Origin of the sequence: Yinghuangia sp. ASG 101 (assembly GCF_021165735.1) — a bacterium.
Taxonomy (GTDB): domain Bacteria; phylum Actinomycetota; class Actinomycetes; order Streptomycetales; family Streptomycetaceae; genus Yinghuangia.
Window position 1 is genome coordinate 5,945,034 of sequence record NZ_CP088911.1, and the last position, 14,769, is coordinate 5,959,802.

General features: G+C 73.5%; 12 protein-coding genes and 1 pseudogene. 12 read left to right on the plus strand and 1 reads right to left on the minus strand.

Going from position 1 to position 14,769, the window contains the following annotated elements:
* The first annotated feature begins 522 nt into the window (after positions 1-522).
* The 7 genes from LO772_RS25535 to LO772_RS25560 all read left to right on the plus strand — a co-directional run bounded on the left by LO772_RS25535 (position 523) and on the right by LO772_RS25560 (position 8,438).
* Positions 523-3,066 (plus strand): nitrate- and nitrite sensing domain-containing protein, encoded by a 2,544-nt coding sequence (locus LO772_RS25535; protein WP_231774377.1) that lies wholly within the window; start codon positions 523-525, stop codon positions 3,064-3,066.
* Positions 3,063-3,506: a roadblock/LC7 domain-containing protein gene (locus tag LO772_RS25540; protein WP_231774378.1), complete on the plus strand. Its 444-nt coding sequence runs from the start codon at positions 3,063-3,065 to the stop codon at positions 3,504-3,506. The genes LO772_RS25535 and LO772_RS25540 overlap by 4 nt, the downstream gene beginning before the upstream one ends.
* Before the next feature lie 124 nt (positions 3,507-3,630).
* Complete coding sequence (locus LO772_RS25545) at positions 3,631-4,815, plus strand: ABC transporter substrate-binding protein (protein ID WP_231774379.1); 1,185 nt, start codon at positions 3,631-3,633, stop codon at positions 4,813-4,815.
* A gap of 35 nt (positions 4,816-4,850) precedes the next feature.
* Entirely contained in the window at positions 4,851-5,786 is a 936-nt protein-coding gene (locus LO772_RS36400; RefSeq protein WP_443089316.1) for a branched-chain amino acid ABC transporter permease, read from the plus strand.
* Positions 5,783-6,784 carry a branched-chain amino acid ABC transporter permease gene (locus tag LO772_RS36405; protein ID WP_443089317.1) on the plus strand — a complete coding sequence of 334 codons (1,002 nt, stop codon included), beginning with the start codon at positions 5,783-5,785 and terminating at the stop codon, positions 6,782-6,784. The genes LO772_RS36400 and LO772_RS36405 overlap by 4 nt, the downstream gene beginning before the upstream one ends.
* Positions 6,781-7,539 carry an ABC transporter ATP-binding protein gene (locus LO772_RS25555; RefSeq protein ID WP_231774380.1) on the plus strand — a complete coding sequence of 253 codons (759 nt, stop codon included), beginning with the start codon at positions 6,781-6,783 and terminating at the stop codon, positions 7,537-7,539. The genes LO772_RS36405 and LO772_RS25555 overlap by 4 nt, the downstream gene beginning before the upstream one ends.
* Complete coding sequence (locus LO772_RS25560; RefSeq protein WP_231774381.1) at positions 7,536-8,438, plus strand: ABC transporter ATP-binding protein; 903 nt, start codon at positions 7,536-7,538, stop codon at positions 8,436-8,438. The genes LO772_RS25555 and LO772_RS25560 overlap by 4 nt, the downstream gene beginning before the upstream one ends.
* Positions 8,439-8,682: 244 nt before the next feature.
* Here the strand turns inward: LO772_RS25560 and LO772_RS25565 are convergent, their stop codons facing one another.
* Positions 8,683-9,474 carry a hypothetical protein gene (locus LO772_RS25565; protein WP_231774382.1) on the minus strand — a complete coding sequence of 264 codons (792 nt, stop codon included), beginning with the start codon at positions 9,472-9,474 and terminating at the stop codon, positions 8,683-8,685.
* A gap of 92 nt (positions 9,475-9,566) precedes the next feature.
* Here LO772_RS25565 and LO772_RS25570 point away from each other — a divergent pair, with 92 nt between their 5' ends.
* The 5 genes and pseudogenes from LO772_RS25570 to LO772_RS25590 all read left to right on the plus strand — a co-directional run bounded on the left by LO772_RS25570 (position 9,567) and on the right by LO772_RS25590 (position 14,633).
* Entirely contained in the window at positions 9,567-10,361 is a 795-nt protein-coding gene (locus LO772_RS25570) for an ABC transporter ATP-binding protein (RefSeq protein ID WP_231774383.1), read from the plus strand.
* A gap of 224 nt (positions 10,362-10,585) precedes the next feature.
* Complete coding sequence (locus LO772_RS25575) at positions 10,586-10,996, plus strand: NfeD family protein (RefSeq protein ID WP_231779716.1); 411 nt, start codon at positions 10,586-10,588, stop codon at positions 10,994-10,996.
* A 176-nt stretch (positions 10,997-11,172) separates the two neighbouring features.
* A pseudogene (locus LO772_RS25580) lies at positions 11,173-12,081 on the plus strand (SPFH domain-containing protein); the annotation flags it as partial.
* Between the two features lie 554 nt (positions 12,082-12,635).
* Positions 12,636-13,394, plus strand: coding sequence for a sulfite exporter TauE/SafE family protein (locus LO772_RS25585; protein ID WP_231774384.1), 759 nt, complete (start codon positions 12,636-12,638; stop codon positions 13,392-13,394).
* Between the two features lie 195 nt (positions 13,395-13,589).
* Positions 13,590-14,633 (plus strand): cobalamin biosynthesis protein, encoded by a 1,044-nt coding sequence (locus LO772_RS25590; RefSeq protein ID WP_231774385.1) that lies wholly within the window; start codon positions 13,590-13,592, stop codon positions 14,631-14,633.
* Positions 14,634-14,769: the final 136 nt, after the last annotated feature.

The following is a 14,769-nucleotide window of genomic DNA, read 5'->3' on the forward strand; positions in this document are numbered from 1 at the left end:
GGATCCGGGGTCGCGACGGACTGTCAGGCGAACGCCGTGCGAAAGCGTGGTGAAAATAACATCATCGTTTAGTCCTTTGAATGTATTGGCCAGTGGCGGCTTGGGCAACTAGTTAGTCCAGTCAATAGAATTGCGCGCGTAGATATTGTCCGGGTGTCCCGGAATCACCCGATCCGCTGGCGACTATCCACCCCGCGAATTCACGCCGGTGGACGCCTCCCACGTTCATACCTTCGGGTGAATCGTCGGGGCGTTGCCTGCTACGTTGGGCCGCGCGACAGTTCACCACCCAGGTGCGGTCGTCACTTTGGCGTACCGTCAGCTGCCGATTCGCGCGGATGCGGGCGAGTCCGCGGCCGAGGGAAAAACGGATATCGGTCGACCTACCTGCGTTCGATTTACGGGCGTTTCGGAATTGCCTGCCCCGGGAGTCAGGTTGCGGTTCAGTTTGCGGTCGTGTTTGCGGGTGAAGAACGGGGGTCCCCCGATGACGGCGAGCACGGGGCCCACGAGGGGGCGCACATGAAGCTCACTCGGAGACTCACGCTGCTGGTCAGCGTTCCTCTGGCGGTCGCGGTCGGCTTCGCCGGCCTCGCCGTCGAATCCTCGATCGGCAAGGCGAGCGACGCCGACGACCTGCGCACCCTGGTCGTCGCCGCCGAAACCGCCGGCAGACTCGCGTACGAACTCCAGGCCGAGCGCTCGGCCGCGGCGCTCAGCATGCTGCCGAACCCCGCGCCCGACGCCCTCGACGTCTTCCAGCGGCAGAGCGCGGCCACCGACGCCGAGGCCGCGGCGTACCGCGACCACCGCTCCGACATCTCGTCGGCCCCCGGCGAGGTCCGGCGCGTACTCGCCGAGGTCGACGCGGGGCTCGCCGGACTCGCGGAAGTCCGCGACGGCGTGCGGATGCGCAAGACCTCGCTGTCGGCCGCGGGCTTCAACTACCGCATCCTCATCGCGGCACTGCTGGAATACCGCGCGGGCGTCGGCCAGTTCGGCCGGGCCCAGCCCAGCCAGGCGGAGGACCTGCGCGCCGTCGCCGACCTCTCGCGGGCCTCGGAGTCCGCCGGGCGCATGGAGGTCGCGGTGCTGCGCGCACTCGGTCGCGGCGCCTACACCTCCGCCGCGCAGCAGGAGATCATCGAAGCGCGCGCCGCGTACAACGAGGCGCTGCGCACCTTCGCCGTCTCCGCCCGGCCCGAATGGCAGGCGCTCCTCGAACACGAGCTGGTCGGCGAGCAGTTGGCGCGCGCGCAACGCCTCGAAGACCTCGTCGCGCGTACCGAGTCGGGCGAGAACCTCGCGATCGACAAGGCCGAGTGGGCCGAGGCGATGTCGGCGCGCATCGCCCGGCTCCGCGCCGTCGAAGTGCAGATCGACAAGCAGATCGTGGCCGACGTCACCGACGTCCGCGACGACCAGGTGCGGTGGACGATCGGCGAGATCATCGCCGTCCTGATCGCCGTCATCCTCGCCGCGATCGTCGTGATCCGCATGGGCCGCCGGCTGATCTCCCGGCTCCGCTCCCTGCAGGAATCCGCCCACCAGGTCGCGTACGAACGGCTGCCGGCCGCGGTCGCCGCGCTGCGCGAACCCGACGTGCTCGGCTCCAGCACCCCGGCCGAGTTCGCGGCCGAAGCCGGCAAGGCGGTCAGGGTCGACGGCAAGGACGAGATCGCCGAGGTCGGCGAATCGTTCCGGACCGTCTTCGAGGAAGCCGTGCGCCTCGCCGCGGACCTCTCCGGCGAACGCGCGGGCGTCAGCGCCATCCTGGTCAACCTCGCCCGCCGCGGCCAGGTCCAGACCAACGACCTGCTGCGCGTGCTCGACCGCGCCGAGGAGCGCGAGGCCGACCCCGAACGCCTCGAACGCCTCTACGCGATCGACCACCACGTCAACCTGATGCGCCGCACGCACGACAACCTCCTCGTGCTCGGCGGCGAGGGCTCGGCCCGCGTGCGCGACGACACCATGCTCGTCGACGTCGTCCGGGTCGCCGCCCAGCGCATCAAGCACTACACACGTGTGCATCTTCCCGGCGGCAACGTCGGCGTGACCGTCGCCGGCCGCGCCACCGACCCGCTCGCCCACCTCCTCGCCGAACTCCTCGACAACGCCACGACGTTCTCGCCCCCCGGCACCCCGGTGACCGTCGAGGTCGGCGTCCAGGGCGACCACGCCGTCGTGCACATCGCCGACCAGGGCTTCGGCCTCCAGCCGGAACGGCGCGCGCAACTCAACGCGCGGCTGTCCGGCGGTCTCGCCGTCGACCTCGACGCCGTGCGGCTGATGGGCCTCACCGTGGTCAGCACGCTCGCCGAGCGCCTCGGCGTCCGCGTACTCCTGGAGAGCGGCCCGGACGGCGGCACCGTCGCCGTCGTCGAACTCCCGCCCGCGATCCTGACGACCGTGCGCCGCGTCGGACGCCACCGGGCCAAGGTGCCCGAGGCCGCCATAGGCGGGGCACCGGCCAGGACCGCCATCGCCGCCGGAGTCGGATCCACCCCCGGGGCGGCGCTCCACCGCGGCGCGCCCGCCTCGGCGCCGATGTCCGCCCTCGGCGGCTACGAAACGGCCCCCGCCGCCGGCGGACTGGGCACGCTCCCCGAGCCCGCGGCCCCGGCCGTACCGCGGGTCCCCCGGCCGGATCCGCTCGGGCCCCCGCCCTCGGCCCCCTCCTCCGCCGCTCCGCCTCCGCTGCTCCCCGGCCCGGACATCGCGGGCAACGTCCGCCCCGGCGTGCCGCTCGGCGGCCCCGCCCCGTCGGCCTCGGTGGAGAGTGCGTCCGGCCTGCCCCGCCGGGTGCCCCGCGCATCGCTGCAGGACGCGCAAAACGGCCTCGCCGAGACCCCCGCCGCCCCGCCGGTGCCGGAGCGCCCGCGCGACGCGGGCCGGGTCGCGGACGCCATGGCCGCCTTCGCCTCCGGGACCCGCGCCGGTCGCCACCCCGGCGGCGTCAGCCGGCCCCGGTCCGCCGCGAGTCCGGACGGCCCGCCGTCCGGAGAGCACCGCGCGGTTCTCAACCCCCACCTACCCGACCCACGAGGCAGGGAGCAGAAGTGACGGCGATCAGCGAGAGCGAACTCAACTGGCTGCTGGTGGACTTCGCCGGACGCGTGCCCGAGATCGTGCACGCACTCGCGGTGTCCGCCGACGGCATCACGGTCGCCCACACCGGCGGCGAGGCCCTGCCGCAGGCGCTGGCCGACCAGCTCGGCGCCGTGGCCTCCGGCCTGTCCGGCCTCCTCGCGGGGGCCGCGAAGGCCATGAACGTCGCACCGGTGCGCAGCAACCTGACCGAGATGAACGGCGGCTTCCTCTTCTCGATGGCCTACACCGCCGAAGACCCGGCATCGCTCCTCGTGTTGGCCACACACGACTGCGACGTGCGCCAGGTCTCGTACGAAATGGCCCAGCTCATCGACAAGGTCGGCCCCGCACTCACCGCCGTGGCGCGGGCGCGCTTCCGGTTCGCCCCGCAACAGGCGCCGCTCGGCGGCTGACGGCACCGAGGCGCGCCCGCGTCTCACCCCACGACCACGACCCCGATTCAGAGTCTCGTTCCCGTACGACCACCCACCGGACGGCGGCCCGCCGCCCGGGCAGACCCTGGCCTGGAGACACACAATGCGTTTGTTCCGGCGAACCCGGCGCCGCGCCGCCACCCAACTCCTGCTCGCCACGGCGCTCGTCGCGACCGCGGCTTGCAGCAGCGAGAGCGGCAAGTCGAGCGGCGACACGGTCAAGATCGGCTTGCTCGTCCCGATGTCCGGTCCTTATGAGGCGATCGGCAAGGACCTGCAAAAGGGCTTCGAGCTGTACGTCGACACCCACGAGGGCAAGCTCGGCGGCCACAAGGTCCAGATCGTCACCGCCGACGAGGGCAACGGCGGCGGCACCGCGGCCCCGGCTGCGGCCAAGCTGGTCAAGCAGGACAAGGTCACCGCCGTGGTCGGCGTCGCGAACGGCGGCAGCATGGCGGCGGTCGCGCCGATGCTCACCGAGGAGCGGATACCCCTCGTCGGGGCCGGCGGTCGCCCGCCGCTGGACAACGTCGACCGTGTGTGGACCACGAGCTGGATCTCCGAGGAGACCGGCGCCGCGATCGCCCAGTACGTCAAGGACACCGTCAACGGCCCGGTGGCCGTGATAGGCCCCGACTACCAGGGCGGCTGGGACCAACTCCGCGGCTTCACCGACACGTTCACCCAGGCCGGCGGCAAGGTAGTCAACGACAAGCCGTTCCTGACGCCGTGGCCCGGCGACAACAACTTCCTGCCGTTCTTCTCGCAGATCGCGCAGAGCGACGCCAAGGCCGTCTACTGCTTCTACGCGGCGGCCCAGGCCGTCGAGTTCGTCAAGCAGTACCGGCAGTCCGACGCGAAGAACCTGCCGCTGTACGGCGCCGGCTTCCTCACCGAGGGCTCCACGCTCGACGCCCAGGGCGAGGCGGCCCGCGACATCTACTCCGTGCTGAACTACGCGCCGGGTCTCGACAACCCCGCGAACCGCAAGTTCGTCGCCGACTACCAGGCCAAGCACAAGGCCGTCCCGAACCTGTACAACGTGACCGCCTACGACGCGGGCGCCGTGCTCGACCGCGCGATCGCCGCGATCGGCGACGGCAAGGTCACCTCGGAGACCATCGCGAACGCGATCGGCGGCCTCGGCCAGATCGACAGCCCGCGCGGTCCGTGGCAGTTCGGCGCCAACCACTCGCCGGTGCAGAAGTGGTACCTGCGGCAGGTCCGTCCGGACGGCCCGACGCTCTCCAACGTCGTGGTCCAGGAACTCGCCACGCTCGGCGGCTGATCCGGGCGAGCGGCCCCGGGACGGAAGGGGAACCGGTGGACTGGCTGGACGCGCACTTCATCCCGGCCCTCGACGGCGTGGCGTACGGCATGCTGCTGTTCGTCGTGGCCGCCGGGCTCACCTTGGCGTTCGGTGCCGGCGGCGTGCTGAACATGGCCCACGGGACCGTGTTCGCGATGGGCACGTACATCGCCGCCGACATGGGCGACGGAAGCTGGGGCACGCTCGCGCTCGCCCTGGCCGTCGGAACGGCGGCCGGGGCGGCGGGCGGCGGCGTGCTCGCCGTCGCCTCCGCGCCGATCGCCCGGCGCGGCCATCTCGACCAGGCGCTGCTGACCTTCGGCATCGCCCTGGTCGGCGGCGACCTCCTGACGGCGTACTTCGGTACGGACCAGCGCTCGGTCAAGGTGCCCGGCGCGCTGGAGGAGTCGGTGTCGATCCTCGGGCACACCTACCCGGCGTACCGGCTGGCGTTCATCGGCTTCGCCGCCGTGCTGGCCGCGCTCGGGTACTGGCTGCTCGTCCGCTCCACCGCCGGATCGGCGGTGCGTGCGACGACCGACGACCCGGAGATGGTCGCGTGCCTCGGCATGGACCCGCGCCGCGTCCGCGCGGCGGTCTTGGTCACGGCGGGGGCGCTGGCCGGCGGTGCCGGCGCCCTCGGCGCGCCCATCATCGGCCCCGGGCCGACCACGGCGAACACGGTGATGCTGCTCTCGCTCATCATCGTGGTCGTCGGCCGCCTCGGCTCGGTGCCCGGCGCGCTGCTGGCCGCGATCGCGGTCGGCGAGGTGCAGACCCTGGGCATCGTGCTGGCCCCGGACCTCGCGCCCTACCTGTTGTTCGGCGCGATGGGGGTGGCGCTGGTCGCCCGCACCGCGTCCGGGACGGTCCCGGCGCTCGCCGGGCGACTCCGGGCCCGGGCGTCGGACGGCGGGCGGGCGGTCGCGGTGAAGGGGGGCGGGGCGTGAAGCGCCTTCGCGGCAAGACGCTGCACCTCGGCGGTGCGGCGGCCGTCGCCGTACTCCTGTGCGCCGTGCCGTCGCAGACCGACGAGTACACCACGTACCTCGCGACCCAGGCCCTCGTCTTCGGCCTGCTCGCGGTCGGCGTCGGCGTGCTGACCGGGCACGCGGGCATGCCGACGATGGGCCAGGTGGCGCCGTACGCGGTCGGCGCGTACACCACCGCCTGGCTCACCCGCAACGACATCACCAACGGCCTGGTGCAACTGCTCGTCGCGGCACTCGCCGCCGCCGTGTTCTCGGCACTCACCGGGCCCGTCGTCATCCGCGCTCGCGGCGTGGTCGTCATCATGCTCACGCTCGCGGTCGGCGAACTGACGGCCACGGCCGCGACGCAGTGGAAGTCGTTCACCGGCGGCACCGACGGGCTCGCGGGCATCCCGGCCACGCGCGTGCTGCCGGGCACCCCCGAACTCCTCAACGAGGACCAGGTGTACGTCTACGTCCTGGTCGTCACCGCCGTCGTCTCCGCCGTGACCGCGCTCGTGCTGCGCTCGCCCGCGGGGCTGCTCCTCGCCGGGTGCCGCGAGAACGAGGCGCGGATGCGCGCCGCCGGGCACCCGGTCGACCGCTACCTGCTCACCGCCTACGTCGGCGCGGGGGCGATCGGGGGCATCGGCGGCGCGCTCCTGATCACCCACCAGCGCTACGTGTCGCCGCAGGACGTCGGCTTCGACATCTCGGCGCTCGCCCTGCTGGCCGTCGTCATCGGCGGCGTCCGCTCGATCACCGGGGCCCTCGCGGGCGCCGCGCTGATCGTGTTCGCCCGCGACTGGCTGGGCGGCTGGTGGCCCGGGCACGCACCGCTGTTCCTCGGTGTGCTGTTCCTCGTCGCCGTGTACGTCCTGCCCGACGGCGCGGCCGGTTTCGCCGGCCGCACGCTGGAGTTCGGGCGCCGTGTCCGCAACCGAACACCCCGCGCCGCGAAGTCGGAGGCAGTATGAACGGGGAGCTACGGATCCACGAACTCCGGCGCGCGTACGGATCGTTCGTCGCCGTCGGCGGTGTCGACCTGAGTGTCGGGCCGGGCGCCCGCCGTGCGCTGATCGGACCGAACGGCGCCGGGAAGACCACCCTGCTCAACCTGATCGCGGGCACCGACCGGCCCACCGGCGGGCGCATCGAGTGGGAGGGCCGCGACATCACCTGGCACTCCCAGCGCCGCCGGTTCCGCGCCGGGATCGGACGGACGTTCCAGCACCCGTCGGTCGTGCCCGGCCGTACCGCGCTCGACAACGTCCTGCTCGGGGCCTGGCACGGTCCCGCGTCGCGCCGCCTGCGGCTGCCCGGCCGGACCGTCCGCGACCTCACCGGCGAATGCCGCGACATCCTCGGCGCCCTGGGCCTCGCCGACCTGGCGGACCGGCAGGCCGGCGACCTGTCGCACGGCCAGCGCCGCATGATCGACCTCGCGACCGCGCTGGCCGGACGCCCCCGGCTGCTGCTGCTCGACGAACCCGCGGCGGGGCTGACCGATGACGGCATCGCGGCGCTGCTCGACGCGCTCCGCGAACTGCCGGAGAGCGTCGCGGTCGTGCTCGTGGAGCACAACCTCGACGTCGTGGCCGCGTTCGCGAACGAGGTCACCGTCCTGCACCACGGCCGGCCGCTCGCCACCGGAACGCCCGCCGAGGTCCAGGCCGACGAAGCCGTCCAGGAGGCCTACTTGGGGCGGCGTACTGTGACGGAGGCGGCATGACGGTGACCGGTTCGGCTCCGGGCGAGGCCGCGGGCGAGGCCCCCGGTAAGGCCCCGGGCACGCTGTCCGTCAAGGCCGCGGACACGGCCGCGGACACGGCCGTCGACCGGGAGCCCGGCGCCGCCCGCGACGCGGCTCCCGCGCCGCTCCTGGAGGTACGCGGCCTGACCGCCGGATACGGCGGCGGTGCCGTCCTGCACGGTGTCGACGCCACCGTGCGGGCGGGCGAACTCCACGCGGTCGTCGGGCCCAACGGCGCCGGCAAGACGACGTTCCTGCACGCGGTCGCGGGCCTGGTGCCCCCGTCCGGCGGCCGGGTGCGCGTGGCCGGCCGGGACGTCACCGGCAAGTCCGCCCACGTCGTCGCCCGCGCGGGGGCGGGGATCGTGCCGCAAGGGCGCCGGATCTTCCCCAGCCTGACGGTCGATCAGCACCTGCGGCTCGCGGAACGCGCGGGGCGGCGGCGCGACGGCGGCCGGTTCCGCCCCAAGGCGCCGGCCGCCGCTCAGGCCCCGGTCTGGACGCGCGACCGCGTCCTCGACCTGCTGCCGCGCCTGGGTGAACGCCTCACCCACCACGGCGGCGAACTCTCCGGCGGCGAACAGCAGATGCTGGCCGTCGCCCGCGCGCTGCTGGGGCGTCCCGCGCTGCTGCTGCTGGACGAGCCGACCGAGGGGTTGGCCCCGGCCATCGCCGACGAGATCCACTCCCTGATGCGCGAACTCGCGGCACAAGGGCTGGGGTTGCTGGTCGCGACACCGCAGGCCGTGTTGGTCGAGGGGATCGCCGACCACGTCGTGTACCTGGCCTCGGGGCGCCTTGCGACGCAGGCGGACGGCCTCCGGCTGGTCGCGCCCGGGACCTCGCGCGGCGCGGCCGAGGCGGACGACGCGGGCTGAACACCCGGTCCGCCGGGCCGCGTTGCCCCGCGGAGGGCGCGCTCGCCCCGGTGGGGTGCCGTGTCGGCGGCCCCGGTGGGTGTCGGCACGCGGCGGGTGGGCGGCGCGGCGTGGACCCAATACCGGGCATCGGCCGCGGGGTTCGAGCCGGTGCGGTCGCCCGTGTCACGAGGGGCGTTCCGTGGCCGACGTTCCCGCGCGGCGACGACGCGGTCGGGGCTCGGGGCGTCGCGCGTGCCGCGGGTCACTCCGCCGCCGAGGGCTCCAGCGCCGCACCGAACGCCGCGACCAACGCCCGCCGGCACGCGCGCTCCAACGGCGCGAGGGTGCTCGCGCGGGCGCTCATCTCGTACGCGTTGAGGGCCGCGCCGTGGTCCCCGGCGGCGATCGCCAGGATCGCCGTGACCCGGCGTGCCTGCTCGACGACGCGGACCGCGCGCGGCGGACACCCCGGAGCGAGCGGCGATTCGGCGGACGAGCCGGAACCCCGGTCGTGGAGCGCCGCACGCACCGCGTGTGCGCGGGCGCCGGTACCGGCCACGTCCAGGCGCAGCAGCTCGGCGGTCGCCTGCGTGAGCGCGCCCGCCAGCTCGCGGTCGGCCTCGGCGAGGAACGGGCCCGAAGGCGGCCGGTCGGCGACCTCGTGGACCCGCCACAGCACCCGCACCGCCTGGTCCCCGGCCGGGCCGTACACGGACGCCTCGGGAACCAGGCCGAGCTGGTGGCCCCGGAGCCCGACCGTGACGGCCGCCTCGCCGGCCTCCAGCGCCGCGTCGTTGAACGCCGGCGGGCCCGGCAGCCCGAGCGGGTCGCCGGGTGCCGGGAGCGCGAGCCGCAGACCGGTCACACCGAGCGCGCGCAGCCGCCCGAGCGCGAGGCTCAGACCGACCTCGCCCGACTCGCCGGGCAGCCCGACGACGCGGTGCGGGTCGTCCCCGTCCGTGATCCGGGTCACGGCGTCGTCGGGCGCGACCCGGCCCGACAGCAGGGCGTTCGCCCAGGCGACGAGGACTCCGGAGCGGGGGGCATCAAGCATGCGGTTGAGACTAAACCGTCGCGGTGTCATAGGTTTCTCCACGAGTGGCGAGTCGACCGCGGGCTGCATCGCAAGGGGAGCTGGTACGCGCTATGAGTGACGTTCTCGAGCTGGTGGACGTATCCGTCGTCCGTGGCGGTCATCACCTTGTGGAACAGGTCACGTGGTCGGTCGCGGAAGGCGAGCGGTGGGTCGTCGTGGGCCCGAACGGCGCCGGGAAGACCACGTTGCTGCAGATCGCGGCGAGCTACGTTTTCCCGACGTCCGGCAATGCGCTCGTGCTCGGCGAGAAGCTGGGCTCGGTCGACGTGTTCGACCTGCGCCCGCGCGTCGGCATGGCGTCGGCGTCGCTCGCCGAGCGGCTGCCGCGCCGCGAGAAGGTGCTCGACATCGTGCTGACCGCCGCGTACGGCATGACCGCGACCTGGCGTGAGCGCTACGAGGAGAGCGACGAGGACCGCGCGCTGTTCCTGCTCGACCAGCTGGGCATGTCGCAGTTCGTCGAACGCCGCTTCGGCACGCTGTCGGAGGGCGAGCGCAAGCGCGTGCAGCTCGCGCGGGCGCTGATGACCGACCCCGAGCTGCTGCTGCTCGACGAGCCGGCCGCGGGGCTGGACCTCGGCGGTCGCGAGGACCTGGTGCGGCGGCTCGGCCGCCTGGCGTCCGACCCGATCGCACCCGCGATGATCATGGTGAGCCACCACGTCGAGGAGATCCCGGCCGGTTTCACCCACGTGCTGATGATCCGTCAGGGCAAGGTGCTGGCCGCCGGGCCCATCGAGGAGACGCTGACGTCGCGGAACCTGTCGCTGTGCTTCGGCCTCCCGCTCGTGGTGAAGCGGAAGGACGAGCGCTGGTCGGCGCAGGGCCTGCCGATGGGGAGTTGAGTCCGCGGCGGCCGTCCGCGCGTGACACGTGTGCAGTGCCGCGGCCGACATCTTGGGCGTCTCCCGCGACAGCGTGAAATCCCGCCAACTCCCCGCAAAACACCCCTGTTTGCCTCGCTCCGCGCGAACACCCCGAACAAAAGGGCGAGTTCGGCGGATCTTCACCCGTCGCGGCACTGCTGTCCGTGAATGTTCCGGCCTACCATGGCTGTGTGGACGCATGGATGTGGTGGCTCATAGCCCTGGGCGGGTTCGGCATCGCCGGTGTCGTGACCTCCGTCGTCGAGTTCGGCATGTTCGCCGTCGGCGCGCTCGCCGCCGCGCTTGCCGCCGCACTGGGCCTCGGCCTGGTCGGCCAGTGTGTCGTGTTCTCCGTCGTCTCGATCGCCCTGCTCATATTCGTCCGGCCCATAGCGATACGCCAGTTGCAGGGCGGGGCGCGCACGCGCACCGGGATCGAGGCGCTGACCGGCAAGACCGCCCTGGTCCTCGAACGCGTCGACGAGAACGGCGGCCGGATCAAGCTCGCCGGTGAGGTCTGGTCGGCGCGATCCATGGACACCACGCGGGTGTTCGAGCCGGGGGAGAAGGTCGACGTCGCGGAGATCGACGGCGCGACCGCGATCGTCATCTGACGTCAGTCCGACAAGAGACGACACCGACCGACATGGTGCGACCGTACGACGGCCCGTGGCCCGCGCCGAAGCGTCGCCAACTTCCGTGCGGGGCAAGCTTCGGGCGCATTGGCGCAGCAACAGGCGCCGAAAACCCCTAAGGTCGTCTCAGTAAATCAACAAATCGGGGAGGGGCCGTGGCCGTCGCAATCGTCGTCATCGTTCTCGTCCTGCTGGTGATCGTCGCCCTGGTCCGTACGGTCAAGGTCATCCCCCAGGCGAGCGCGGCGATCGTCGAGCGGTTCGGGCGGTACACGAGGACCTTGCACGCGGGGTTGAACATCCTGGTGCCGTTCATCGACCGCGTGCGGACGATGATCGACCTGCGCGAGCAGGTGGTGCCGTTCCCGCCGCAGCCGGTGATCACCGAGGACAACCTGGTCGTCCAGATCGACACCGTCATCTACTTCCAGGTGACGGACCCGCGGGCGGCGACCTACGAAATCGCCAACTACATCCAGGCGATCGAGCAACTGACCATCACCACGCTGCGCAACATCATCGGCGGCATGGACCTGGAGCAGACGCTCACCTCGCGCGAAGAGGTCAACGCCGGTCTGCGCGGCGTGCTCGACGAGGCGACCGGGCGCTGGGGCATCCGCGTCAACCGCGTCGAACTGAAGGCGATCGAGCCGCCGCCCTCCATCCAGGAGTCGATGGAGAAGCAGATGCGCGCCGAGCGCGACCGCCGCGCGGCGATCCTGACCGCGGAGGGCACGCAGCGCTCGCAGGTGCTCATCGCCGAGGGCGAGAAGGAAGCGTCCGTGCTGCGTGCCGAGGGTGAGCGCACGGCCGCCGCGCTGCGGGCCGAAGGTGAGGCCAAGGCCATCGAGACGGTCTTCCGGGCCATCCACGACGGCGACGCCGACCAGAAGCTGATCGCGTACCAGTACCTCCAGATGCTGCCGAAGCTCGCGCAGGGCGACGCGAACAAGCTGTGGATCGTGCCGAGCGAGATCGGCCGTGCGCTGGAAGGCCTCGGCGGGGCCTTCGGGAACCTGACCGGCGTGCCCCCGGCGGGCGCCGCCGCGCTGCCGCCCGGCCCGCCGCCCGTGCCGGCCACGAACGAGCCCGCCGCGTTCCCGCGCGGGGCCAAGGACCCGGCGGAGACGCCGTCCGACATCTCCGCCACCGTGCCGGGCATTCCCGCGCAGGCACCGCCGTCCGACACCGCGCCCGACGAGCCGGAGCCGTACGCGGAGTCCGGCCCGTCGAGCCTCCCCGGCCCGGAGGTCGGGCGCCGCCGTCCACAGGGTTCGGGGACGCAGGTCGAACCGCCGCGCATCGAGCGCCCGGGGACGCCCGGCCGCAGGCAGCCTCGCGACAACGGTCCCCTGGGATAGGCGGCTATCCGCCGCACGCGGACGCGGCGGGGGCGGCGGGCATGATCCGCGTCACCCCCGAGAGCGGGACATCGAACGCCGGGGCCCACACCGATGGTGTGGGCCCCGGCGTTCACCGCGTCACGGGCGGCCCGCCGGTGTCCCGGGGGCGCGGGTGACCCCCCCGTCCCCGCGACGCGGACCGTTAGGGTTCCTCCGCGGGGAACGCTTGTACGGATCGCGGATCCGACGGGACGGACGTCAAAGGGACCACGGACATGACCTGGCTGGAACAGCTGGCCGTTTTCGGCGCCGGCGTCGCTGCCGGCGGGATCAACACGATCGTCGGATCGGGCACGCTGATCACGTTCCCCGTACTGCTGGCCTTCGGTTATGCACCGGTGACCGCGAATGTGTCGAACACGATCGGACTGGTCCCCGGGTCGCTCAGCGGCGCGATCGGATACCGCCGCGAACTGGCCGGACAGCGCGGGCGCCTGATCCGCTTCGGTACCGCGTCGGTCCTCGGCGGCATCACCGGCGCGATCCTGCTGCTCACCCTCCCCGCGAGCGCGTTCAAGGCCGTCGTGCCGGTGCTCATCATCGCGGCGCTCGTCCTCGTGGTCATCCAGCCCCGGCTTTCCCGGCGGCTCAAGGAACGCCGCGACGCGGCACCCCCCGCGCACGGCGGGCCTCTGCTGCTGGGGCTGGTGTACGCGACCGGCGTCTACGGCGGCTACTTCGGCGCCGCGCAAGGCGTGCTGCTCCTCGGCCTCATGGGCGTGTTCCTGAACGAGGAGATGCAGCGGATCAACGCGGCCAAGAACGTCCTGGCGATGCTCGTGAACGGCGTCTCCGCGATCATCTTCATCATCGTCGCGGACGTGGCGTGGCTCGTCGTCCTGCTCATCGCCGTCGGGTCGATCATCGGCGGCCAAATCGGCGCCAAGATCGGCCGCAAACTGCCGCCGAGCGCTCTGCGCGGGGTGATCGTCGTCGTCGGCACGACCGCCGTCGTCCGGCTTCTGATCTCGTGACCGCGCGGCTCCCGGAACCGCGGGCCGACGGCTTCCGGATATCCCGCCACGGCGGTGGCCCCCCGAAGCCCGAGAGACGGTACGGACGGACCCGCGCCGCCCCCGTCGCGGAAGGGCGCGGCACCGCACGGCGTCCGCCGCACCCGGCCCCCCGCCCGCCCGTGTACTCGTCCCCACGCCCCGGAAGGACCCCCGATGCCGATCCGCCCCCCGAAGCGGACACCAGCGGTAGCGCGCACCACCCGTCCGGCACCGACCGGGAGCATCCCCGCACTCGGCCTCGTCCTCGGCGTCGCCGCCGACGCCGCCGTCGGCGACCCCCGGCGCGGCCACCCCGTCGCGCTCTTCGGCACCGCCGCCGGCGCGCTCGAACGCCGCATGTACGCCGACTCCCGGGCGCGAGGAGCCGCGTACACCGCGCTCTGCGTCGCCGGCACCGCGGCACTCGGCGTCGCCGCCGACCGCCTGACGCGGCGTCACCCCGCCGCCCGTGTCCTGGTGACCGCCGCCGCGACCTGGGCGGTCCTCGGCGGTACGACGCTGCGCCGCGAAGCCCACGCGATCGCGGTCCCCCTGCTCGCCGACCCCGACGCCCCCGTAGGCCTCGCCGCCGCCCGGGCCCGCCTCCCGCACCTCGTCGGCCGCGACCCCTCCGCACTCGACGCCACCCAGATCTCGCGGGCCGTCGTCGAATCCGTCGCCGAGAACACCTCGGACGCCGTCGTCGCCCCCCTCTTCTGGGGCGCCGTCGCGGGACTCCCCGGGCTGCTCGCCTACCGCGCGGTCAACACCCTCGACGCGATGGTCGGCCACAAATCCCCGCGGTACCTCCACTTCGGCTGGGCCTCCGCCCGCCTCGACGACGCCGCCAACTGGGCCCCCGCGCGCCTCACCGGCCTGCTCACCGTCGCCGCCGCCCCGCTCGTCGGCGGCTCACCCCGCGCGACCCACCGCGTCCTCCGCCGCGACGCCCGCGCCCACCCCAGCCCCAACTCCGGCCACTGCGAGGCCGCCGCCGCGGGCGCGCTGGGCGTCCGCCTCGGGGGCCGCAACATCTACGCCGGCTGCAGCGAGGACCGCCCCCCGCTGGGCGACGGCCGCCCCCCGACCCCGCGGGACGTCCCCCGGGCCGCCCGCCTGGCCACTGCCGTCTGCCTGGCCGCCGCGGCCATCGCCACCACGGCCCTCCGCGCGACGTCCGGACTGCGCCGCGTCGCCCGCCCGCCGCGACGCCGCTGACGACGACGGGCCGTGCCCACCTCGGTCCCGGCGCCGCGTTTGCGGGTCAGGGCGGCGGTCGCGGGACGGCGGCGACCCCGGCGTCGGGCACGCCGCGCCCGCTGCCGTCACCCGGGGCCCGCCCCCACACCGCGGG

Excerpts from the sequence above, each read along its gene's own strand:
- LO772_RS25535 (WP_231774377.1), top strand. The coding sequence starts at position 523 with ATGAAGCTCACTCGGAGACTCACGCTGCTGGTCAGCGTTCCTCTGGCG.
- LO772_RS25570 (WP_231774383.1), top strand. The coding sequence starts at position 9,567 with ATGAGTGACGTTCTCGAGCTGGTGGACGTATCCGTCGTCCGTGGCGGT.
- LO772_RS25555 (WP_231774380.1), top strand. The coding sequence starts at position 6,781 with ATGAACGGGGAGCTACGGATCCACGAACTCCGGCGCGCGTACGGATCG.
- LO772_RS25590 (WP_231774385.1), top strand. The coding sequence starts at position 13,590 with ATGCCGATCCGCCCCCCGAAGCGGACACCAGCGGTAGCGCGCACCACC.
- LO772_RS25565 (WP_231774382.1), bottom strand. The coding sequence starts at position 9,474 with ATGCTTGATGCCCCCCGCTCCGGAGTCCTCGTCGCCTGGGCGAACGCC.
- LO772_RS25545 (WP_231774379.1), top strand. The coding sequence starts at position 3,631 with ATGCGTTTGTTCCGGCGAACCCGGCGCCGCGCCGCCACCCAACTCCTG.
- LO772_RS25560 (WP_231774381.1), top strand. The coding sequence starts at position 7,536 with ATGACGGTGACCGGTTCGGCTCCGGGCGAGGCCGCGGGCGAGGCCCCC.
- LO772_RS25575 (WP_231779716.1), top strand. The coding sequence starts at position 10,586 with ATGTGGTGGCTCATAGCCCTGGGCGGGTTCGGCATCGCCGGTGTCGTG.
- LO772_RS25585 (WP_231774384.1), top strand. The coding sequence starts at position 12,636 with ATGACCTGGCTGGAACAGCTGGCCGTTTTCGGCGCCGGCGTCGCTGCC.